We start from the raw sequence: 22,813 nt of genomic DNA on the forward strand, positions 1-22,813 counted from the left end.
ATTCGCCCCATTCTTCGGTTTCTGGGTTTCCAATTTCTACTCTTACTCTCATTCTTAATGCCTTGATGCCCTAACGCTTGCAGCAGGGGCGCGACGTCAGGAGCGTCCCTTGTCTGCATTTGTTAGGAACTTTCTGGTTAGACCTCTTTCCAATCAATATACTCATCAGAGGCATCCATAGTTGTTTCCATTCGATCTCCACTCGGCAGCTGAAGTCGGGAGATACCAATACTAGAGCGAGTGACGCTCATTTCTAACAGTATGACCAAAGCAGAAAACAACCCTTTTACGGTATCTTCGTCTACATCCTTTCCATCATGGACTAATCTATTCCTCGCTTGGCGAGCCGGATATAGTCTCTCGAAAATATATCCATCAATAACCCCACTTTGGTAAAGCAACTCCTGCTTAACAGAGCTCGACCATGTACGGTTATCCTGTCTCATCGCTTTCAAACGTCCACTGATCTCATTATCTGGTTGTTTGGCAGAGTTTTTTAAGAACTGGTTTTCCCACAAATGGTCTGTAAGCTGCTCAACAGTGATCCATAAACTTGATAATGCCAACGACCAGTTCTTGTATGTTATTTCAGTTATTCCGCGAGCGAAAAAGGAAGGAGTCAAATTACTTATTTCACCTAAAATACTCTCGCCATCACTCAGCGCTGACAAAAATTCGCCAACCTTGATGCTTCTAGGACTACTAAGAATAATTCTGTCCAAATTACTGGCAATTCGCATTCTCAGCTTGCCATGAAAAATCGACGAGGCGCTTTTTCCTAGATCAACTGGCCATATTTGCACTCTATCAAGCAAGTTGCCCCAAACAATATCTCTTTGGTCAATGGCCTCACAGAAAATTCCAGAAAGGATAAGACAGGAAATAATTCTATTAAATAGATTTACTGCCTCTTCTTTATTCCTATACTTTCCAATCTTGGGGATAACTAAGGCACCATCATAACAAACCAAAAGTTTATACCCAGATAGCTCATCCAAAGCTACCGAGCTAACGATCTGGCATAACTTACCGTGATTATAAGTATTTGAATTGATTTCTTTGAGATCGACCTCCAAGGGCTCCTCGTGTTCTGGAACCACGATCCTGAAGGGGTTTATGTAGGTTACCCAGCCGAGCTCTTTTCTAGCAAATTTTTCCATGGATCTGTTGATTCCTTCCTCACGCCCAAAACACCGGCCGAGCTTGCGAGGTCCGAGGCTTTTATTTGTTACATTTACAGTGCTTCATAGTAAACAATGAGCTCTCTACAAAACTTCTTCCCCGCCTTAGCAGCTCCAAATTGCCCAAGCTTCTTCTTCAGAATGGCCATATGATTACCAACCTTTCTCTGATGATTCGAGTCGTCGTGTTTTAAGCTTGGCCTCAAATTATGGTAGAAGTACAAGGTTTGGTATTCACCAATATGATCGTTGAGAAGCTGCTTGTCTATAGCCCTGGCAATCCCATAAATTAACTTCTGATATTCTAATGTTTTTTCTCTCTTTAGTTTGTGCATATCCATTGCATCTATCACGTTGTGACTTCGACTTAATTCGATGTCTCTACCGAATGCATGACCTACGTTATTTCTCAACTTCCTGAGCTTTTCAAGCCGTGATATATTTGATTCCAGAACCTCGGGAGCCTGCCCAAATATTTTTTTAAATGCGTTAACTCTGCTTCCCCATTCACCTTTTGTGCAAGAAACTATCTTGTCCTCAAAATCAAATGGCTGCGACCTACCATGTTTAATAATCTCAATTCCATCGATGCGTCTCTTTGCACCGAACAAGACGCCAACATCTGATTCTAGGGCAAGTTTGATAACGGTCGAAAGATAAGTTTCTAGATTTGAACTCATAGCCATTACTGAATTCAAATTAGTCCAGTTATCAAAATCATTGAATGAATCCGACCACCCTTTGATGCTGCCGAAGGTGTGCTCGTGTGTTTCATCTCTAAACTTAAAATGCTTTGATACTGGATCTTCCCACTGGGCATTTTTCCCTAAATTCCTATAAATAAATTCATTTGCCGCAATGTGTGAAATGTACATCCGGCTTAACTCGCGGTTGTACTTCTGAAAGACTTGAAATGTCCAGGTTGACGATTCTCTAGACGTCCATCTCTCAAAACTCATATCACTTACTGACAAACTTCAGCTCCCTCTTAAAAGTAACGCGCGCCCATGGAATGAAGCCGAAGGCGCGATGAAATGGGCGTCGCAGCGCCTGCACTGGTTAGAGCAACTACCCTTGGAAGCCAACTTCAGGACCAACCACGCCAAGAAGGCGCTCTGCGAAACTTTGAATCGGACCGAAAACAGGGAATATCTTTTCACCGGTCACAATGTAGTTGAGCTGCTTTGTGCAATACAGTTTGTTGAGAACTCTCATTCCCTCAACTTCCCCAGACTCGAAAGCAACTAGATCGCGAAGGCCGAGCTCGCATGCCTTGTCGTAACATTTAACAAGGTCGTGACCATATCTCTTAGACGCTAAATCCGAGAGAGAAATGTTTTTGGAGGACAAGAAAGCCTTCAGCGAAAGCTCGATCGCATGTCCTATGAGGTACATGACCGGTACCGGCGCGATTATCTCATAGCCGGGGCGCTCGCCTATGGTTTCATCTGCCGCGAGAGCGCAATCAAGAAACTCTTTCGCGTACTTGGATAGACCGACCGGCGTCGTCCGAGCAGGATCGTGCCGCATATTTAAACCTCTAACGCAAAGCTAAGCGGCGGCCCGTCAGGGTCGTCCGGTGGACGGCCGCCAGGCCGGGAACGTACTTGAGCGATTGGTTAAATGTCACTCGGCCTTTATCCGATCAGAGTCAAATCGGCAGTGCTGACAGAGGAAATTGTCTTCGAGGTAACAACCCAATAGCGACTCATCATCAATGACACCATTCCCTGTGCATGTGTCATCGCCGAACACCCCGTCACATGGCACATTTTCGAGTAGTGGCTCTATCGCATTGTCGTAATGGTATTGCTGCTTCGAGGACAGCAACGAAACATCTCCATCGTTGCCCGCCAAGAACTCGGCCACGCCAACTGATGCCGATGCGTCCAAGCCATTCTCGTTGGCTAAAGACTCAATTCGTTCAGGCTCATTTCGCACAATGTGCTGTAACACCTCAAGATTCATAGTTTTCTCCCCCATTTAACAGCGTATTCAACGAACCCGTTCGTATAACACGCATTCGTATAATTCCAGTTTTAGCCGCCTGTCTGATTTCATAAACCGCCATTAAACCAGTACGTTACCAGAACCTATAACGGCTACCGCCGGAGTTATACGCCCCTCGCAACGCACGAACCCTTGCGTTTCAGGGCGTATAATTCCAGACCTTCAAATCCACTACCTTAACCGTATCAGAGAGTTACAGGTTTTGCGCGAGAGTTCGCCGGACTTTTGCGAACGCGTTCGTATAACTCCGGCCGTTCGGGCGGGCTTACCACTCCAGCTGAGCCCCGGTCTGGTACTCGATCACCCGGGTCTCGAAGAAGTTCTTTTCCTTGCGCAGGGTGGCCTGCTCATCCAGCCAGGGTGATACATTCCTCGCGCCCGGGAACGGCTCGTCCAGGCCCACGGTGCGGGCGCGGCGGTTGGCCACGAAGCGGAACTGTTCGCTGTGGTACTCGGCAGAGTAGCCGAGGATCGGGTCGCGCAGGATGTAGTTGGCGTAGTTGGTTTCGGCGGCTTCGGATTCGTTCCACATCTCGCGCACGGCTTTCGGGTCGAAGCGGATGTTTTCCTCCTCCACGATCTGGTTCACCACTTTCAGGCCGAAGGAGAAGTGCATGGCTTCATCCCGCAGGATGTACTGCAGCTGTTCACCGGTACCGCGCATGAGGCCGCGGCGCTGCAGGGCGAAGATGGGGCTAAAGCCGTTGTAGAACCAGGTGCCTTCGAACACCGCCGCGAAGAATAGGTAGGACATGATGAATTCCTGCAGGTCATCCCTGTTGCGCAGGTTCATGTCCGGGCGCATGGCCGCGTCCAGCCGGCGGTTGGCGATCTGGATCTTGCCGTTGATGGCTGGCACCACCCGGTAGCGGTTATAGATCTCGCTCTGGTCCAGGTTCAGGGTTTCGATGCAGTGCTGGTAGGCCCAGGTGTGCATGGCCTCTTCGTACACCTGCCGGGCCTGGTAGATCTGGAGTTCCGGCGCGCTCATCTTCTCCATCACCGCCAGGCCGATGTTGCGCATGGCCAGGATGTCGGAGGTGGTGAGGTAGGCCAGCACGTTCTCGTACACGTGCTTTTCCGGCGCGGTCAGCCGGTGGTGGTAGTCGTGAACGTCCTGGGCCATGTTCACGTCCAGCGGGGTCCAGTGGTTCTTGTTGGCGTTCATGAAGTATTCCCAGGCCCAGGGATACTTGAACGGGGCGAGCTGGTTGATGTCCGTCTCGCCGTTGACCACGCGCTTGTCGTCCGCGTTGACCGGCGCCGGTGCGTTGGGGTTGGCGCCGGCATGAGCGGCCGGCGTGCTGGTGGTTGCTGGTTCGTCGTCCCAGTCGAGCATGGTCTGTGCCTCTTAAATTGAAAGTAAGTGGTTACTGACAAGCTTCGCAGTCAGGGTCGTCGATGCTGCATACCTGGGGCTGGGGTGCCATAGAAGGCGCTGATACGGGCGCGGTTTTCTCGGCCCCGGTGGCACCCAGCGAGCGCAGGTAATAGGTGGTTTTCAGGCCCCTCTCCCACGCCAGCTGGTACAGGGCATCCAGCTTCTTGCCGCTGGGTTCGGCCATGTACAGGTTCAGGCTCTGGGCCTGGTCCAGCCATTTCTGGCGGCGGGCGGCGGCTTCCACCAGCCAGCGGGCGTCAATCTCGAACGCGGTGGCGTAGCGGGCCTTGAGTTCGGCCGGGATGCGGTCGATCTGCTGCACCGAGCCGTCGAAGTATTTCAGATCGTTGACCATCACGTTGTCCCACAGGCCCTCGACCTTGAGGTCGCGGACCAGCGACGGATTCACCACCGTGAACTCGCCCGAGAGGTTCGATTTCACGAACAGGTTCTGGTACGCCGGCTCGATGGACTGGGACACGCCCACGATGTTGGAGATGGTCGCCGTGGGCGCGATGGCCATCACGTTGCTGTTGCGCATGCCGTGTTGGGCGATCAGCTCGCGCACCGGGGTCCAGTCCAGGCGGGCGCTGGTATCCACGGACAGGTCCCCTTCCCGGCGGGCCTGTTTCAGCAGGCTGATGGAATCGATGGGCAGAATGCCCTGCTGCCACAGTGAACCTTCGTAGCTCTCATAGGCACCTCGCTCACCCGCCAGCGTGGCGGAGGCACGGATGGCGAAGTAGCTGAGCTGCTCCATGGCGACGTCGGCAAAGGCCACCGCTTCCGGGCTGGTATAGGGCAGGCCCAGCTGGTAGAGCGCGTCCTGAAAGCCCATCAGGCCCAGGCCCACCGGCCGATGCTTGAGGTTGGAGTTCTTCGCCTGGGGCACCGCGTAGTAGTTGATGTCGATGACGTTATCGAGCATACGCACGGCGGTGGTCACCGTGCGCTCCAGCCGCTGCACGTCCAGCTCTCCGTTCTCGATGTGGGCGGCCAGGTTCACCGAGCCCAGGTTGCACACGGCAATCTCGTCCGCACTGGTGTTCAGGGTGATCTCGGTACACAGGTTGGAGCTGTGCACCACGCCCTTATGCTGCTGGGGCGAGCGCAGGTTGCAGGGGTCCTTGAAGGTGATCCAGGGGTGGCCGGTCTCGAACAGCACGGTCAGCATCTTGCGCCAGAGCTGCTTGGCGGGAAGTGTCTTGAACAGCCTGATTTCGCCCTGCTCCGCCAGCGCCTCGTAATGCTCGTAGCGCTCCCGGAACTCGTTACCGTAGAGGTCGTGCAGGTCCGGCACGTCGCTGGGAGAGAACAGGGTCCAGTCCCGGTCCTCGCGCATGCGCTCAATCAGCAGGTCCGGTACCCAGTTGGCGGTGTTCATGTCGTGGGTGCGGCGGCGTTCGTCACCGGTGTTCTTGCGCAGTTCCAGGAATTCCTCGATGTCCAGGTGCCAGCTTTCCAGATAGGCGCACACCGCGCCCTTGCGTTTGCCCCCCTGGTTCACGGCCACGGCGGTGTCGTTGACCACTTTCAGGAACGGCACCACACCCTGGCTCTGGCCGTTGGTGCCTTTGATGTGAGCCCCGAGGGAGCGCACCGGAGTCCAGTCGTTGCCCAGGCCACCGGCCCATTTCGAGAGCATGGCGTTGTCGCGAATAGCCCCGTAGATATCTTCGAGGTCATCTCCCACGGTGGTCAGGTAGCAGGAGGACAGCTGGGAATGCCGGGTGCCGCTGTTGAACAGCGTGGGCGTGCTGGCCATGTAATCGAACGAGGACAAAAGATTGTAGAACTCGATGGCGCGGGTGTTCGGGTCATCCTCGCGCAGCGCCAGGCCCATGGCCACGCGCATGAAGAACACTTGCGGCAGTTCCAGGCGGGCCTTGTTCCAGTGCAGGAAGTAACGGTCGTACAGGGTCTGCAGGCCAAGGAAGCCGAACTGCCGGTCCCGCTCCGGTTTCAGGGCGGTGCCCAGGCGCTCCAGATCAAAGGCCGCCAGCGCTTCGTCCAGCAGCTCGTAGCGGATGCCGGCGGCGATGAAGGCTCTCAGGGCCTGTGGATAAATTTCCGCCAGTGGCAGCTCTGTGGACAAGTTCAGGGCCGAGGCGTTCTCCAGCCGTAGCTGCTCCAGCAACAGCCGGGCGGTGACGGCGCTGTAGTCCGGCTCCTGTTCGATGCGCCCGCGGGCGGTCATCACCAGCGCCGACAGCACATCTTCCTCGGCAATGCCGTCGTACAGGTTGGTCAGGGCGTCCTCTACCAGGGAGTCGCCATCGATGCCGTCCAGGCCGGTAGCCGCCTGCTCCACCTGCAGTTTCATGCGGCCCAGGTCCAGCGGGGCGATCTCGCCACCGGCTTTTTTCACGGTCAGGTGCGGGTGGGCTTCCATCGGATGATGGTGGGCACGCTGCCGGGCGTGGTCTTCCCGGTAGAGCACGTAGGCGCGGGCGACTTTCTGTTCCTCGGCCCGCATCAGCGCCAGCTCCACCTGGTCCTGGATGTCTTCGATGTGAACCTTGCCGCCGGCTTTCAGGCGCCGGCCGATGGCCTGGATAACCTGCTCGGTGACCCGGTGCACGGCGTCGTTGATGCGGGCCGAGCCGGCGGCCTTGTCGCCTTCCACCGCCAGAAATGCCTTGGTCACGGCGACGGTTATCTTGGACGGATTGAAACCCACGAGGGTGCCGTTGCGTTTGATGACCTGCAGGGATTCGGTTTCAGTTGGGGCGGACGGCTGGGGTGCAGCCAGGGCAGAGGTGGACATGTCTGTACTCCTGAATACGCGTTGGGTTCCTTTCACCTTCGCGTACGCAGGGGCGCACCTTGCCCGGGGGACGGGCAGGCACTACCGATCTGCTCACCTTAAGACGCGAAGGTGCAGTTGTATCCCTGGCAGGTCTTCGGACTCAGGAGCATGAATCGTTCGATTCGGCCTCGCGTGGCGACTTCCCGGCTTGCGCCAGTGTCTTCATGCCACGCTCGTTCTCCAATACCGCTGCGCGTCAGTTCCGGATTCTCACCGGATTCCCGATACCGAGATGCTCAAAAAAACAACATCTGGTAGTTAACCAAGGATGAAAACACTATATACACGATATTCAGACGGAACAAGGCGGGGCAACAAAAAAGGCCCCCGAAGGGGCCAAACACGTGACAGACTCTGTACTGAACGTCAGTGGCTGATCATCCAGGGCCGCATGGAGGGGAACATTTTCTTCCCGTCGGCGGTGTAGAACAGCATCGACTTGCCAGGCTTCGGGGAACCACAACCGCAACTGCGGCTGTGTTCCTGGTCGTGGGCCCGGCGGTCAGCGGTGGAAAACACCGGCTCATGCCGGGATTTTTCGTTCCGGTCCTGGGCCGCCCGGTTGGCCGGGTCCATGGCCGCAATGTGCGGTGGCAACACAATCACTCGGGGCGACAACACCTTGCAGGTGGGGCATTCCGCCGGCTTGGCGGCGTCGTCCATGGTGGCAAGTGTGTTGAACAGGCCGTGCTCGCGGCACTTGTAGTCATACACGGGCATGGCGGTTACTCCTTATCTTTCGACAGGGGTACGTCCATGCCGCCACTGACTTTCTTCTGGGGGCCATCGGCCGACGGGTTGATGTCGAAGTCGAAGATGCCGGTTGGCAGCCAGAGCGTGGCGCAGGCGTTCGGGATATCCACCACGCCGCTGATGTGGCCTTCCACCGGCGCACAGCCGAGGATCGCGTAGGCCTGGGCCTTGGTGTAACCGAACTTGGTCATGTACTCGATGGCGTTCAGGCAGGCCTGGCGGTAGGCCACGTGCACGTCGAGGTAATGCTGGCCGCCGTCTTCGTCCACCGAGATGCCTTCGAAGATCACGTAGTCGTCGTAGCGGGGCTTGATAGGGCTGGGCTTGAACACCGGGTTCTTGATGCCGTATTTCTTGACGCCGTCCTTGATCAGGTTCACCCGCAGGTGGATCCAGCCGGCCATCTCGATGGCGCCACAGAAGGTGATCTCACCGTCGCCCTGGCTGAAGTGCAGGTCGCCCACGGAGAGGCCCGCGCCGTCCACGTACACCGGGAAGTACACCTTGGAACCCCGGGACAGATCCTTGATGTCGCAGTTACCGCCGTGCTCACGGGGCGGTACGGTCCGGGCGGCTTCCGCGCCGGCGGCCTTGGCCTGTTCGCCGCGCATCTGGCCCATGTGGGCGGTCTCGCCGTAGGGCAGGGTGGCCAGCTCGGGCACCCGCTCCGGGTCGGTGGCCACCAGGCCGGCTTCCCGCTTGTTCCAGGTTTCCAGCAGTTCCTTGGAGGGCAGGCAGCCGATCAGGCCCGGGTGAATCAGGCCCGCGAATTCCACATTCGGAATGTGGCGGGATTTGGTGAACATGCCGTTGAAGTCCCAGATGGATTTCTGGGCCTCCGGGAAGTGTTCGGTCAGGAAGCCACCGCCGTTCTGCTTGGAAAAGAAGCCGTTGAAGCCCCACTGGCTCTCTTCGAAGGTGCCGATATCGAGAATGTCCACTTCCAGCAGGTCGCCGGGCTCCGCGCCCTCAACCCCGATCGGGCCAGACAGGAAGTGCACCTGGCTGAGGTCCACATCTCGCACGTCGTCGGCGCTGTCGTCGTTCTTGATCTGGCCGCCGGTCCAGTCGTAGCACTCGACGATGAAATCGTCGCCGGGTTTGACGGTGGCCACCAGCGGAATGTCCGGGTGCCAGCGGTTGTGGATTTTGTCGTTCTCATAGGCCGACTTGTTCAGATCAATCTTGATTATGGTTTCAGCCATAACGGGCGCTCCTTGGTCTTGGCTTACACGTTTAGGTAACGGCTTTACTATCCGAAATCCGGTGCCGGGGAGGTATTCGCGAAATGCCCCCGGTACCTACGTCATTCGACGTATTGGTGAACCGTGACGGCCCTGCCCTCCAGCGAAGCCTCGAACCGGTGACAGTGCGGATAGGTCAGCAACGCCCGGGCCAGCGCCGGCTCCAGACGCTGGCGAAATACTCGCAGCAACTCCCGGGCGCCATAGCGGGCGTCGTAGCCGCGGCAGAGTTCGGTGCGCAGTTCCGGCGACAGGCTCAGCTCCGCGTGTTTTTTCGACAGGCGGCGATTGAGGCCCGCCAGCTCGATGTCCAGCAGGGCCTCCAGCCAGTTCTCGGTCAGAGGATTGAAGGTGAGGATCTGGTCGATCCGATTGAGGAATTCCGGGTCAAAGTGGCGGCGCAAGGCGGCATCGCGAATACCCTCGCCGTTGCCGGGCGATAACCCGAGCCAGCGCCGCCAGCCCCGCCGGTAACGCTGTTCGTACGCCTCGGCCTCCAGGGCCCCGGCGTTGCTGGTCATGAAAATCAGGGTGTTGCGGAAATCGATCTCGCGGTTACCGGAGGGAAACACCAGCCGGCCGGTGTCCAGCACGTTGAGCAGGGTGCGGACCACTTCCTTGCTGGCCTTTTCAATCTCATCGAACAGCACAATGCCGGGTTTGCTGAACGAGCCCTGCACCTTGTCCAGGTCGAACAGGCTGTGGCCTTCCTTGCTGCCCACATACCCCGGCGGTGCACCGGTGAGCGCGGCGGCGTAATGCTCCTGGGCCAGAGTGTTCATGTCGATGCGACACAAACCATCGCGGCTGCTGTGAATGGCCTCGGCGATCAGGCGCACGGTTTCGGTCTTGCCGACGCCGGTGGGCCCCAGGAACAGGTGCACCGCCAGCGGCCGGTTGTCCTCGCCGATGTCGGCCTTCACCCGCACCAGCATGGCTTCCATGGCGGTGAGGGCGTGGTCCTGGCCGACGATGTTGTCCCGAAGGCGGGCCATCACGGCCACTGGCTCGAAGCGGAACCGGGAAACACGAACCGGGCCTGAAGGGGCCCGGTTCTTTACTATGGACTCCCGGTTGGCTTCCAGCCGTTCGTTGATAAACGGCATCAGTGCCTCCCGGGCTCAGGCCCCTGCGGATTTTTCCTTGCCGTTGAACGGCAGCTCCCCGACCGGGCACTCGGCGGTACCGACGGTCTTGCGGGTCATCGCCTCCACGTTTTCCTGCGCCTTCTGGGCATCCATCACCCAGGTGCGGTAGAACTCGAACGGGCAGTCGGCCACGCCCTTGTCACCGTCACCGGAGGCATGCACGCCGGTGTAGCCCCGGTGCAGCAGCTTGAACAGGTGGTTCTGGGACTGGTCGTTGGTACGGGCGTCGCGGATCTGGCTCACCGAGAGCTGGGCGTACTGAACACCCATGTCCTCCTCGCCGCACTCACCGAGGGTGCGGCCGTCAAAGCCGATGAGTGCCGAGTGGCCGAAGTAGGAATACACGCCGTCAAAACCGGAGGCGTTGGCCACGGCCACGTAGCAGTTGTTGGCCCAGGCCATGCTCTTGGCCATCATGATCTGCTGTTCCTTGGCCGGGTACATGTAGCCCTGGCAGCGCACGATCAGCTCCGCGCCCTTCATGGCGCAGTCGCGCCAGATTTCCGGGTAGTTGCCGTCGTCGCAGATGATCAGGCTGATCTTCATGCCCTTGGGGCCCTCGGTGACGTAGGTGGTGTCGCCGGGATACCAGCCCTCGATGGGGCACCAGGGAATGCACTTTCGGTATTTCTGGACGATCTCGCCCTCGTTGTTGATCAGCACCAGGGTATTGTAGGGCGCCTTTTTCGGGTGTTCCTCGTGGCGCTCGCCGGTCAGGGAGAACACCCCCCAGGTGTTGGCCTCGCGACAGGCGGCGGAAAAGATGGCGGTCTCGTCGCCGGGCACGGTGGCCGCGGTTTCCATCATCTCGTCGTTGTCGTACATGATGCCCATGGTGCTGTATTCCGGGAACACCACCAGGTCCATGCCCGGCAGGCCCACCTTCATGCCCTTGATCATGTCCGCGATCTGGCGGGCGTTGGCTAGCACATCGTCCCTGGTGTGCAGCCGGGGCATCTTGTAGTTCACCACCGCCACGCCGACGGTGTCGTTGCTGCTGGAAATATCACCGTGTCTCATTACTCTACTCCTCGTTACACCGCCAGATAGCTGGCAATCTTGTCCTGGTCCGCTTCCGCCCGGCTCTCTTCGTGCACGATGGCGCCCTTCTCGATCACCAGAATCCGGTCGGCCGCATCCATCACGAAGCTCAATACCTGCTCCGACACCACAATCGACAGGCCCCGCTCATCGCGGATGCGCCGCAGGGTCTGGGCGATGTCCTTGATGATGTTGGGCTGGATGCCCTCGGTGGGTTCGTCGAGCAGCAGCACCTTGGGGCGGGTAGCCAGGGCGCGTGCGATGGCCAGCTGTTGCTGCTGGCCGCCGGACAGGTTGCCTCCCCGGCGGTTCTGCATTTCCTTGAGCACCGGGAACAGCTCGTACAGGTCCTCCGGCACCTTCTTCTCGCCCACCGCGGCCAGACCGGTCTCGATGTTTTCCCGCACTGTCAGGGTGGGAAAGATCATCCGCCCCTGGGGTACGAAACCGATACCGGCGCGCACCCGCTGGAAGCTCTTCAGGCTGGACAGATCGGTACCGTCCAGGCTGACTTCGCCGCCCCTGGTGGGCGTCATCCCCACCAGGGATTTCATCAGCGTGGTCTTGCCCATACCGTTGCGGCCGACCACGGCCACGATTTCATTCTTTGCCACATCGAGGTTCAGGTCGTCGATGATGGTGCTTTGGCCATAGGCCACCGAATGATGTTTTACGCTCAGCATGATCAGTGCCCCAGGTAGACTTCGATGACTTTCGGGTCCGATTTCACGTGCTCGATGGACCCTTCCGAGAGAACCTTGCCCTGATGCATGACGGTGACCCGGTCGGCGATGTCGCCGACAAACTGCATGTCATGCTCGATCACCAGCACCGTGTGATCCTTGGTGATCACCTTGAGCAGCTCGGCGGTTTTCTTGCGCTCGGCCACGGACATGCCGGCCACCGGCTCATCCAACATCAGCAGGTCCGGCTTCTGGATCAGCAGCATGCCAATCTCCAGCCACTGCTTCTGGCCGTGGCTGAGGGACGCCGCCGGCTCGTTCAGGGCATCGGTAAGAAAGATGGTCGCTGCCACCTCTTCCACCGCCTCGATCACCGCCGGATCGCGCTTGAACGCCAGCGCCCCGCCGACGCTGTGGCCCTTTGGAAATGACAGCTCCAGGTTCTCGAACACGGTCAGGTCCTCGAACACCGAGGGGGTCTGGAATTTCCGACCCACGCCGGAATGGACAATCTGGTGCTCCTTGAGCCTGGTGAGCTCCTTGCCGGCAAACTTGATGGACCCGGAGGTAGCCTTCGTCTTGCCGCAGATCAGGTCCAGCACCGTGGTCTTGCCGGCACCGTTGGGGCCGATGATGACCCGGATTTCCTTGGGATCGAGGTAGAACGAGAGGTCATCCACTGCCTTGAAGCCGTCGAAGGACACGGTGAGACCTTCCACCGCCAGCAGGAAATCACTGTTCTTGGATTTGGCTGCGTTCATCAGGATTTCTCCGGGCTGTAGTGTTCAATCATCGGGTCGTATTCGCGCGCTTCCTTCGCCTCAACCGCGGGCTTGCGCGCCTCGGGGGTCGGCTCGGGCTCGGATACCGGCTGGGCCTCGGCCTTGGGCTTGCGCTTCAACAGGCGCTCTTCAAGCGGCATCACGTAGCTCTGGTAGAGCCCGGCCAGACCGTTCGGGAACGCCAGCACCACACCGATGAACAGGGCACCCATGGCGAACGGCCAGAGTTCCGGGAAGGATTCCGAGAAGCCACTCTTGGCGGCGTTCACCAGCAGCGCGCCGTAGACCGCACCGAGGATCGACAACCGGCCGCCGAGGGCGCAGAAGATCACCATCTCGATGGAGGCGACGATGCCGATGAACGACGGCGACATGAAGCCGACGATCAGGGTGAACAAGGCGCCACCGATGCCGGCAAAGGCCGCCGCCAGGCAGAACACGAAGATCTTGAAGGCGGCGACGTCGTAGCCGGAGAAACGCACCCGGTTTTCCTGGGCGTTCATGGCCACCAGGATGCGGCCGAGCTTGCGGTTCTGGACGAACCGGGCCACGAACAGGCACAGGAAGAGCATCGCCACGCAGACGAAGTACAGGGTGGTCCGGGCGGCATCGGTCCGGATGTCCCAGCCCATCAGGGTCTGCAGGTCGGTGATGCCGTTCACGCCACCGGTGTAGCCCTGCTGGCCGATGATCAGGATGGTCAGGATGGCCGCAATGGCCTGGGTGATGATGGCGAAGTACACGCCGCCCACCCGCCGGGTGAACATGGCGAAGCCAATGACGAAGGCCAGCAGCATGGGCACCCCGATCACCGCCAGCAGGGTGAAGGAGAAGCTGTGGAACGGTTCCCAGAACCACGGCAGCTCGGTGAGCTGGTTCCAATCCATGAAGTCCGGAATACCCGGGGTGGACTGGATGGCCGTGGCCTCCGGCGTGGAGGCCTCCAGCTTTAGGAACATCGCCATGCAGTAGCCGCCGAGGCCGAAAAACACGCCCTGGCCCAGGCTGAGGATGCCGGCCTTGCCCCAGCACATCACCAGGCCGATGGCCACGAAGGCGTAGGTCAGGTACTTGCCCACCATGTTCAGGCGGAAGGGGTCAAGCGCCAGCGGCAGAATGACCACCAGCAGCGCGGCCAGCGCGAGGTAATACAGCCCCTCGCGGGAGGTAAACCAGTTCACTATCGATGGTGTTTTAGACGGTGTTTTCATGACGAGCTCCTAGCGACGAACCTTGAGGGCCATCAGGCCTTCGGGGCGCAACATGAGAATGCCCACGACCACCAGCAGGGTGAGAACCTTGGCCATGGAACCACTCAGGAAGAACTCCATGGTGGACTGGGCCTGGGAAATGCCGAAGGCGGAGACAATGGTGCCGATCAGGCTCTGGGCACCGCCAAACACCACCACCAGGAAGGTGTCGACGATGTAGGCCTGGCCGGAGGACGGGCCGGTGGAGCCGATCATGGTGAACGCGGCCCCGGCGATACCGGCGATGCCACACCCGAGGGCAAAGGTGGCGCGGTCGATGCCGGCGCTGTTGATGCCCACCGCTTCCGCCATGGGGCGGTTCTGGACCACGGCCCGGACTTTCTTGCCGTAGCCGGAGCGGTACATCAGGAGGTAGACGCCGACGGCAATCGAGAGCGCGATGATCATCACGAACAGGCCGTTGATGGGGAGTTCCACCAGGTCGGTCACCTGGAACGCCCCCATCATCCACTCGGGAAGTTCCACGCCCACTTCACGGGCACCGAAGATCGAGCGGTAGGCCTGCTGCATGATCAGGCTCAGGCCCCAGGTGGCCAGCAGCGTGTCGAGCGGTCGGTGGTAGAGTCGCCGTATCATGAGCCACTCGACGAGCGCTCCCAATGCGGCACAGATCAGGAAGGCCAGAATCATGGCCACAAAGAAATACCCGCCAAACAGGCTGGGCAGGTAGCTCTGGAAGAAACCCGAGGTCAGGTAGGTGGTGTAGGCGCCGAGGATCATGAACTCCCCGTGGGCCATGTTGATGACACCCATCTGACCGAAGATGATGGCCAGGCCCATTGCCATCAGTACGAACACTGAAAACAGGGAGAGCCCGGCAAACCCCTGCATGGCAAATATCGACATCAATTCACTGCTGGTGTAGCCATCGAACATGACCCTTTCTCCCCTTCAAACCAACATGCTTTACGTTCTGGAGGTAATGGCTGCCGGCGCGCGCAGGCGCCGGCAATCCATGCTTACTGGTAACCCTCCGGGAACGGGTCCGGCTCCATCAGCTCTTCGGTCTCGTAGACAACCTGGTACTGGCCGTCAGTCTGGGCGCGGCCGATGCGGGTCTTGGACCACAGGTGGTGGTTCTCGTGGATGCGCACGTAACCTTCCGGCGCTTTCTTGAACTCGATGCCGGCGAAGACTTCGCGGATCTTGTCGATGTCGAAAGAGCCGGCTTTTTCAACCGCGGCCTTCCACAGCCACGGGCCAAGGTAAGCGGCCTGGGTGACGTCGCCGATGACCATGTCATCGCCGTAGGTTTCCTTGAAGGCCGCTACAAACTCCTGGTTGTTGGGGTTGTCGAGGCTCTGGAAGTACTTCATGGAGGCGTAGATGCCTTCCACGTTCTCACCACCGATGCCGCGGATTTCGTCCTCGGTCACGGAGATGGTCAGCAGCAGGGGCTTTTCTTCGGTGAAATCAACACCGGCGGCCTTCATCTGCTTGTAGAAGGCGACGTTGGAGCCGCCCACGACCGAGGCAAAGATCACATCCGGCTTCTTCAGCTTGATCTTGTTGATCACGGAGTTGAACTGGGTGTGGCCCAGCGGGTAGTACTCCTCACCCACGACCTTCAGGCCCAGCTTGTCGATGTGCTTGCGGGCGATCTTGTTGGAGGTGCGCGGCCAGATGTAGTCGGAGCCGAGCAGGTAAAAGCTCTTGGCGCCCTTCTCCTTCACCGCCCAGTCGATACCCGCCAGGATCTGCTGGGTGGCTTCCTGGCCGGTGTAGATGACGTTCGGGGACTGCTCGAGGCCTTCGTAAAAGGTGGGGTAGTAGAGCATGCCGTTGTACTGCTCGATCACCGGCAGGATGGCCTTCCGGGAAGCGGAGGTCCAGGCGCCGAAAATGGCGGCGACATCGTCCTGGCGCAGCAGTTTGCGGGACTTCTCGGCAAACGTCGGCCAGTCACTGGCGCCGTCTTCCTGAACGTACTTGATCTCACGGCCGAGCACGCCGCCGGAGGCGTTGATCTGTTCAATGGCCAGTTTTTCCGCCTGCACCGAGCCGATCTCACTGATCGCCATGGTGCCGGTGATGGAGTGCAGGATGCCGACCGTGACGGTGTCATCGGTAACCGCCAGCCCTGTGGTATTGACCTCGGCGGTGCTTGGCCCTGCCGCTTGCGCGGAGGTGGCCAGCATGACCGACGCCGCCAGTGTCATCAGGCTCTTGCGAAACCCTAGTCCCTTGCCTATCGACCGCCCACCGGCGGTTATCTCTGTCGTACCCATGGTGATTCCTCGCAGTGTTTGAAAGCCGGAACCGCGCTTCCTTGCGAAAGCACAGCGCCCACGTCAAACATTCTGCTCAGCCCCCTCCCGGGTGCCCATTCGGCAATCACCCCAGCGCACTACGTCATTTGACGCATTCCGGTCCCCGGCCCAAACGGCTAAAACGCAGGTACACGAATTAGATGTCACCGCATCTCTCTGCGCGCCGAACTATGGCACGGAACTTGTTGAAGCTTTCAGGTCCGGTGCGCGGAACCCCAAAACCGCCCCATAACCGGGCACTCCCAGGTTACACAGGCAAGGCAGCGATGGCCGCACGACAGAATATTTTCCGGGTTCGGCGCAGGTACAATCAGTGGGTCGCCAACCAGACGCTGGAAGACTACGCCCTGAGGTTTACCGCCAAGAGCGCCCGCCGCTGGTCGGCGGCCCGGGTCAGCAACACCGCCCTGGGTGCAATCTCGTTCCTGGCCATGGAAGCCATCGGCGGCTCCATCACCCTGCACTACGGTTTTGACAACGCGGTCGCCGCCATCCTGGTGGTCAGCCTGGTGATCTTCCTGACCGCCATCCCGATCAGTTACTACGCTGCCCGCTACGGCGTGGACATTGACCTGCTGACCCGGGGCGCGGGCTTCGGCTACATCGGCTCCACCATCACCTCGCTGATCTACGCCTCGTTCACCTTCATCTTCTTCGCCATCGAGGCGGCCATCATGGCTATGGCCCTGGAGATGCTGTTCGGCATTCCGCTGGTGCTGGGCTACCTGATCTGTGCGGTCGCGATCATCCCGCTGGTGACCCACGGCATCACCACTATCAGCCGGTTCCAGGTCTGGACCCAGCCGGTGTGGATCCTGCTGCAGCTGGCGCCGTTCGTGTTCATCATCTACGCCGATGCCTCGTCCATCAGCGACTGGACAAAATTCGAGGGCCTGGGAGAGGCCGCCGGCCAGGGCCTGAACGTGGTGATGTTCGGCGCGGCCGCCGCCGTGGTGTTCTCGCTGATTGCCCAGATTGGCGAGCAGGTGGATTTCCTGCGGTTCATTCCGGAACCCCGGAACCGGGAGGAGAAACGCCGGTGGTGGGTGGCTGTGATGTCCGGTGGGCCGGGCTGGATCGTGATCGGCATGCTCAAGATCCTGGCCGGCTCCTTCCTGGCGGTACTGGCCCTGAACCAGGGCATATCGGCCACGGAGGCGGCGGATCCGACCCAGATGTACGTGGTCGCCTTCAACTACATCACCCACTCGCCGGAGATCTCCCTGGCGATGGCGGGTATCTTCGTGATCCTGTGCCAGCTCAAGATCAACGTCACCAACGCCTACGCCGGCTCCATCGCCTGGTCCAACTTCTTCTCCCGGCTCACCCACAGCCACCCGGGCCGGGTGGTCTGGCTGTTCTTCAACGTCGCCATTGCCCTGCTGGTCATGGAGCTGGGGGTCTACCGGGCACTGGAGGAAACCCTCGGCTTCTATGGCATCATCGCCATCGCTTGGGTCGGCGCGCTGGTGGCGGACCTGGTGATAAACAAGCCGCTGGGGCTCAGCCCCAAACACATCGAGTTCAAGCGCGCGCACCTCTACGACATCAACCCGGTGGGCGTCGGTGCCATGATCACCGCCTCGGTGGTGGGCATTACCTGCCACACCGGCGTCCTCGGCGACTACGCCGAAGCCCTGTCTCACTTCATTGCCATGGCGGTGGCGCTGATTACAGCGCCGTTGATCGCCTGGAAGACCGGCGGCCGGTTTTACACTGCGCGCCCGTTCACGCCCCTCGCCACCGACCACCAGCTGGTGAAATGCACCATTTGTGAACACAGATTCGAACCGGAGGATGTCACCAGCTGCCCGGCCTATGCCGGCACCATCTGTTCGCTGTGCTGCTCGCTCGATGCCCGCTGCGGCGACGCCTGCAAACCCGGCGCCGGTTACCAGGAACAGCTCCAGCAATTTCTCGGCAAGCTGATGCCCGGTGCGCTCCTGAGCCGGCTCCACTCCCGCCTCGGTCACTTCCTGAGCCTGCTGTTTCTGATCAATGGCCTGTCCGGCCTGCTGCTATCGCTGATCTACTTCAAGACGCCGGTGGCCTCGGCACCCGAAGCCCTGCTGCTGTCCGTCACCCTGTGGAAGGTATTTTTCATCCTGGTGATTGTCACCGGGGTGATCTGCTGGCTGTTTGTGCTGGCCCACGAAAGCCGGGTGGTGGCGGAGGAAGAGTCCGGTCGTCAGACCCGGCTGCTGATGGAGGAAATTGTCGCTCACGAGCGCACCGATCAGGCCCTGCAGCAGGCCAAAGAGCAAGCGGAGGCAGCAAATGGCGCGAAAAGCCGCTATCTGACCGGCATCAGTCACGAACTCCGCTCACCACTGAATGCCATTCTCGGTTACGCCCAGTTGTTGGAGAACGATGACTCAGTCCCACCCCACCGGAAGGAGGCCCTGGGGGTGATTCGCCGCAGCGGTGAATACCTGGCCGATCTGATCGAGGGGCTGCTGGACATCTCCAAGATCGAGGCCGGGCGGCTGGACCTGCACCGGGACCAGGTGCGAATCGGGCTGCTGATGGAACAGCTGGTCACCATGTTCCAGCTGCAGGCCGAGGAGAAGGGCCTGGCGTTCGATTACCACTGCCCCTACCCGCTGCCGGAAATGGTGACCACGGACGAGAAACGCCTGCGCCAGATCCTGATCAACCTGCTGTCGAACGCGATCAAGTACACCGACAGGGGCGAGGTATCCCTGACCCTGCGCTACCGGAGCCAGGTGGCGGAGTTCACCATCCGGGACACCGGTGAAGGCATCGCCCAGGAGAACATTGAACGGATCTTCCGGCCGTTCGAGCGTATCCGTACCCCGGGCCAGAGCCGCAGTGGCACCGGGCTTGGCCTGACCATTACCCGCCTGCTCACCGAGATCATGGGCGGCGATATCTCGGTGGCCAGTGAACCCGGCCAGGGCAGCACCTTCAAGGTCAGCCTGATGCTCTCCAGCCTGCACAGCTCCAGTCCCCGATCGATCAGCGCCCCGGCTCGGCGCATCTATGGCTATCACGGCACCCGGCGCAAGGTCCTGCTGGTGGACGACGATATCTCCCACCGCCAGGTCATCCGCGCCATGCTGTCGCCGCTGGGTTTCGAGATTATCGACATCGGCAATGCCCTCAGGGTCGAGGAAACCGTGGCCGCCGAACGCCCGGACCTGGTGCTTCTGGACGTCTCCATGCCGGGCCGTACCGGCTGGGAGGTCCTCCAGCAGCTGCGGGCGGACAAACACGCCATGCCGGTGGTGATGGTGTCCGCCGATGCCAACGAGGGCCATCATGCCGTGGACTCACCGCGCCTGCACGACGGCTACATCATCAAGCCGGTGCGTCTGAACCTGTTACTGGACACCATCGCCCGGGTGCTGGACCTGGAGTGGCGGTTTGAGAAGAGTGCCGAACCGCTGGCCGCCATCCCGGTGTCGGACACCGGTGACCTGCCCTTGCCCGCCATGGCACATCGCCAAGTTCTGGCGGACCTGGCCCGAATCGGGCACCGCAAGGGGCTGCTGGAGGCGCTGCATGGCCTCAAGCATCGGGGCGAGGCCGAAGAACGCTTTACCGACGAACTGACCCAACTCACCAATGATTTTCAGTTTGAAAAAATTCTGGAATTACTCGAGGTAGCCGAACATGAAGCTTCATGAGGACCGGAAAACCGTTGTGATGGTCGTGGATGACGCGGTCGACTCCATTCGCATGATCAACGATGCCCTCGAGGAAGCGGGCATGACCGTATTGGTGGCGCTGGAAGGCAATCAGGCCCTCACCATCAGCCAGAACATCACACCGGATGTGGTGCTGATGGATGCGCTCATGCCTCACATGGACGGTTTTGAAACCTGCCGGCGGCTGAAGGAGAACCCGGCGTTCACCGACATTCCCATCATCTTCATGACCGGCCTGAGTGACACCGAACACGTGGTCATGGGTCTGAACGCCGGCGGGGTGGACTATGTCACCAAGCCCATCAACACCACGGAACTGCTGGCGCGCATGGACGTGCACCTGACCAATGCCCGGATGACCCGCAGCGCCCGCAATGCCCTCGACACGGCCGGCCAGAACCTGTTTGCGGTGGACCGGGAAGGCAACCTGCTCTGGGGCACGCCGCAGGTCTGCCGGTGCCTGCCCGACAGCAGTCATCCGGAGTTCCCGGATGTCCGGGCACGGCTGGAAGAGTGGCTCAGCCACAATCTGGAGCCGGGGCATGTCATGCCGTTGCGGGCCCTGGATACCCCCCGGTCGGTGGAGTACCTGGCGCTGGTGGACGGCCGCGAGTACCTGCTCCGGCTGAAGACACCGCAGAACCAGAACAGCGCCGCTGCGGCCCTGCGGGAGCGATTCCAGCTGACCCTGCGGGAATCGGACGTGCTACTGTGGATTGCCAATGGCAAGACCAACCGGGAAATCGGGCAGATTCTGGACATGAGCCCACGCACGGTAAACAAGCACCTGGAACAGGTCTTCCGGAAGCTGGGTGTGGAAAACCGGACCGCCGCAGCCGCCAGCGCCATCCGCCTGCTGGCAACCCAGTAGGCGCGTTCGGGCACTTTTAAGCACTCGGGCTGTCTCCCCGGTAACCCACGCGAATTCCGCAGAGGAGACCCATGTGCGTCTGACGGCACTGAAATCACTGATTCCCGCACTGGCCCTGGCCACCAGCCCCTGGCTGGCCCCCGCTGCACAGGCAGAAGGCACTGACTTACCTGCCTTCTCCGAGATCGAAACCCTGGGGGGCAACTCCGGCTGGGAGCCCTTGGAATTCCCCAAGATTGACCGGCATTCCCGCTACGAACTGGTGACCGACGAGGGCATACAGGTGGTCCGGGCCCGGACGGCCGGTGGGGCCTCCGGGATGATCACCCGGCTGGAACTGCAGCCAGGGGATTCGCTGGTTCTGCGCTGGCGCTGGAAGGTATCGAACGTATTTGAGCAGGGCAATGCCCGTAAAAAGTCCGGCGACGACTACCCGGCACGGATCTACGTGGCGTTCAAATTCCAGCCCGAGAAAGCCGGTTTTTTTGAACGGGCCAAGCGCAAGGCCGTCGAGGTACTGTTTGGTGAAAGCCTGCCGGGCAACGCCCTCAACTACATCTGGGCCAATACCCTGCCCGAGGGCGAGTTTGTCCCCAACCCCTACACCGACAAGACCATGATGGTGGCGGTAAATTCGGGGAGCGAACGGGCGGGTGCATGGGTCACGGTAGAACGGGATATCGTCGCGGATTACCACCGAGCGTTCGGGGAGGCGCCCCCACCCGTGGTCGGCATTGCCATCATGTCGGATTCGGACAACACCGGGGAAACGGCCACGGCCTGGTACGGCGACATCGGGCTGTCGACCGAATGAGGTCGACGGCCCAAGCTAGCGGTACTGTTCCGGAAAGCCGGGAATGATGTACGCCGGCATGACGGTCCGCACCCCGGGTACTTCGCCTTTCTCGGCCAGTCGCAGATAGGCGTCGTCGAACTCCTCCCTCAGGATCGCCGCGCGTGGGCGGGCGAGGGAAAACAGCCAGGCCACGTTGCGACTGCGCACTTCCGTTTCGCCAATCTTCTCATCAGCGGGCCCATCCAGGATTTCCAGCACCGGCTCCCGGTAGTCGAGCAGATAGTCTCCCCGGTTACGCTTGAGCATATCGATGGCTGAGCGGTGGTTGGGGGCTTCGGTGATGCGAATGTCCTCGACGTCATTCAGCCAGTTGATCAGCCCCGCGTAGGTGTAACCGCCGATCACGATCACGGTCTTGCCCCGGAGCTGGTTGAAATTCTCCAGTGGACGCATCTTGTTCTGACTGTACCAGGCACTCAGCTGGATCGGCATCGGGCTGGCCCAGCTTTCCAGCACTTCGCCATCGAGGGTGGGGATATCCGTCGGCCCCGGCCAGAGGTCGATCAAGCCGTTACGCAGGTAGAGGTAGACCCGGCTTACCGGCAGGTAAATGAACTCCGGGGTGTAACCGGCTTCGATGGCGACCTTCCGGGTGATCTCCATCATCGCCCCGTCCGCCTCACCGGCTTCATTCCGGTACGAGAGCGGCGGAAACTCCACGTAGGCGATGCGCAGGGTTTTCGATGCGGCCTCTTCGCCCGAGGCAATCGATGGCCAGGCCAGGACAGACACCAGGAGCCACAGGGCGAAGGTGGCGAAGCCAGCAGGATTCGATGCGGGGCGACGGATACAGCAGCTGTTCATGGCTTCCAGTTCATGTGATCGCTTTTAGCAGAGCTTAT

At 59.9% G+C, this 22,813-nt stretch carries 19 protein-coding genes and 1 riboswitch; of the genes, 3 read left to right on the plus strand and 16 right to left on the minus strand.

From position 1 onward, the window contains the following. Window positions 1–137: 137 nt before the first annotated feature. The 15 genes from QQF73_RS11605 to urtA form a co-directional block, all read right to left on the minus strand. Window positions 138–1,160: a hypothetical protein gene (locus QQF73_RS11605; protein WP_285368317.1), complete on the minus strand. Its 1,023-nt coding sequence runs from the start codon at window positions 1,158–1,160 to the stop codon at window positions 138–140. Between the two features lie 74 nt (window positions 1,161–1,234). Beyond that, window positions 1,235–2,155: a hypothetical protein gene (locus tag QQF73_RS11610; protein WP_285368318.1), complete on the minus strand. Its 921-nt coding sequence runs from the start codon at window positions 2,153–2,155 to the stop codon at window positions 1,235–1,237. Window positions 2,156–2,249: 94 nt separating this feature from the next. Beyond that, window positions 2,250–2,711, minus strand: a complete 462-nt coding sequence (locus QQF73_RS11615) for a hypothetical protein (RefSeq protein WP_285368319.1) — start codon at window positions 2,709–2,711, stop codon at window positions 2,250–2,252. 96 nt (window positions 2,712–2,807) lie between these two features. Further along, complete coding sequence (locus tag QQF73_RS11620; RefSeq protein WP_285368320.1) at window positions 2,808–3,149, minus strand: hypothetical protein; 342 nt, start codon at window positions 3,147–3,149, stop codon at window positions 2,808–2,810. A gap of 307 nt (window positions 3,150–3,456) precedes the next feature. Then, on the minus strand, window positions 3,457–4,530 hold the full coding sequence (locus QQF73_RS11625; protein ID WP_285368321.1) for a ribonucleotide-diphosphate reductase subunit beta: 1,074 nt from the start codon (window positions 4,528–4,530) through the stop codon (window positions 3,457–3,459). Window positions 4,531–4,561: 31 nt separating this feature from the next. Further along, entirely contained in the window at window positions 4,562–7,339 is a 2,778-nt protein-coding gene (locus QQF73_RS11630; protein ID WP_219867427.1) for a ribonucleoside-diphosphate reductase subunit alpha, read from the minus strand. A gap of 110 nt (window positions 7,340–7,449) precedes the next feature. Next, a riboswitch (cobalamin riboswitch) is annotated at window positions 7,450–7,663 on the minus strand. An 84-nt stretch (window positions 7,664–7,747) separates the two neighbouring features. After that, complete coding sequence (locus QQF73_RS11635) at window positions 7,748–8,101, minus strand: zinc ribbon domain-containing protein (RefSeq protein WP_219867428.1); 354 nt, start codon at window positions 8,099–8,101, stop codon at window positions 7,748–7,750. A 5-nt stretch (window positions 8,102–8,106) separates the two neighbouring features. Further along, on the minus strand, window positions 8,107–9,339 hold the full coding sequence (gene fmdA, locus QQF73_RS11640; protein ID WP_285368322.1) for a formamidase: 1,233 nt from the start codon (window positions 9,337–9,339) through the stop codon (window positions 8,107–8,109). 101 nt (window positions 9,340–9,440) lie between these two features. Then, window positions 9,441–10,484 (minus strand): AAA family ATPase, encoded by a 1,044-nt coding sequence (locus tag QQF73_RS11645; RefSeq protein ID WP_285368323.1) that lies wholly within the window; start codon window positions 10,482–10,484, stop codon window positions 9,441–9,443. 15 nt (window positions 10,485–10,499) lie between these two features. Next, window positions 10,500–11,546, minus strand: a complete 1,047-nt coding sequence (locus QQF73_RS11650; protein ID WP_285368324.1) for an aliphatic amidase — start codon at window positions 11,544–11,546, stop codon at window positions 10,500–10,502. Window positions 11,547–11,560: 14 nt separating this feature from the next. Beyond that, entirely contained in the window at window positions 11,561–12,250 is a 690-nt protein-coding gene (urtE, locus tag QQF73_RS11655; RefSeq protein WP_285368325.1) for an urea ABC transporter ATP-binding subunit UrtE, read from the minus strand. Between the two features lie 2 nt (window positions 12,251–12,252). Continuing rightward, window positions 12,253–13,011: an urea ABC transporter ATP-binding protein UrtD gene (gene urtD, locus QQF73_RS11660; RefSeq protein ID WP_219867433.1), complete on the minus strand. Its 759-nt coding sequence runs from the start codon at window positions 13,009–13,011 to the stop codon at window positions 12,253–12,255. Further along, window positions 13,011–14,243 carry an urea ABC transporter permease subunit UrtC gene (urtC, locus tag QQF73_RS11665; protein WP_285368326.1) on the minus strand — a complete coding sequence of 411 codons (1,233 nt, stop codon included), beginning with the start codon at window positions 14,241–14,243 and terminating at the stop codon, window positions 13,011–13,013. Before urtC ends, urtD begins: the two co-directional genes overlap by 1 nt. A 9-nt stretch (window positions 14,244–14,252) precedes the next feature. After that, a complete protein-coding gene (gene urtB, locus QQF73_RS11670) occupies window positions 14,253–15,179 on the minus strand; it encodes an urea ABC transporter permease subunit UrtB (protein ID WP_218636084.1) in 927 nt (308 codons plus the stop codon). Window positions 15,180–15,262: 83 nt separating this feature from the next. After that, a complete protein-coding gene (gene urtA, locus QQF73_RS11675; RefSeq protein WP_416383209.1) occupies window positions 15,263–16,441 on the minus strand; it encodes an urea ABC transporter substrate-binding protein in 1,179 nt (392 codons plus the stop codon). Between the two features lie 398 nt (window positions 16,442–16,839). On the opposite strand from urtA, the gene QQF73_RS11680 reads away from it, so the two are divergent. From QQF73_RS11680 to QQF73_RS11690, 3 genes are all read left to right on the plus strand, one after another. Continuing rightward, entirely contained in the window at window positions 16,840–20,223 is a 3,384-nt protein-coding gene (locus tag QQF73_RS11680; RefSeq protein WP_285368328.1) for a hybrid sensor histidine kinase/response regulator, read from the plus strand. Continuing rightward, window positions 20,210–21,115 carry a response regulator transcription factor gene (locus tag QQF73_RS11685; protein ID WP_219867436.1) on the plus strand — a complete coding sequence of 302 codons (906 nt, stop codon included), beginning with the start codon at window positions 20,210–20,212 and terminating at the stop codon, window positions 21,113–21,115. The genes QQF73_RS11680 and QQF73_RS11685 overlap by 14 nt, the downstream gene beginning before the upstream one ends. Window positions 21,116–21,299: 184 nt before the next feature. Further along, entirely contained in the window at window positions 21,300–21,929 is a 630-nt protein-coding gene (locus QQF73_RS11690; protein ID WP_425607960.1) for a DUF3047 domain-containing protein, read from the plus strand. Window positions 21,930–21,944: 15 nt separating this feature from the next. Here QQF73_RS11690 and QQF73_RS11695 read toward each other — a convergent pair whose 3' ends face one another. Then, a complete protein-coding gene (locus tag QQF73_RS11695; protein ID WP_219867437.1) occupies window positions 21,945–22,775 on the minus strand; it encodes a substrate-binding periplasmic protein in 831 nt (276 codons plus the stop codon). Window positions 22,776–22,813: the final 38 nt, after the last annotated feature.

Origin of the sequence: Marinobacter albus (genome assembly GCF_030238305.1) — a bacterium.
In the GTDB taxonomy this organism is placed as follows: Bacteria; Pseudomonadota; Gammaproteobacteria; order Pseudomonadales; family Oleiphilaceae; genus Marinobacter; species Marinobacter albus.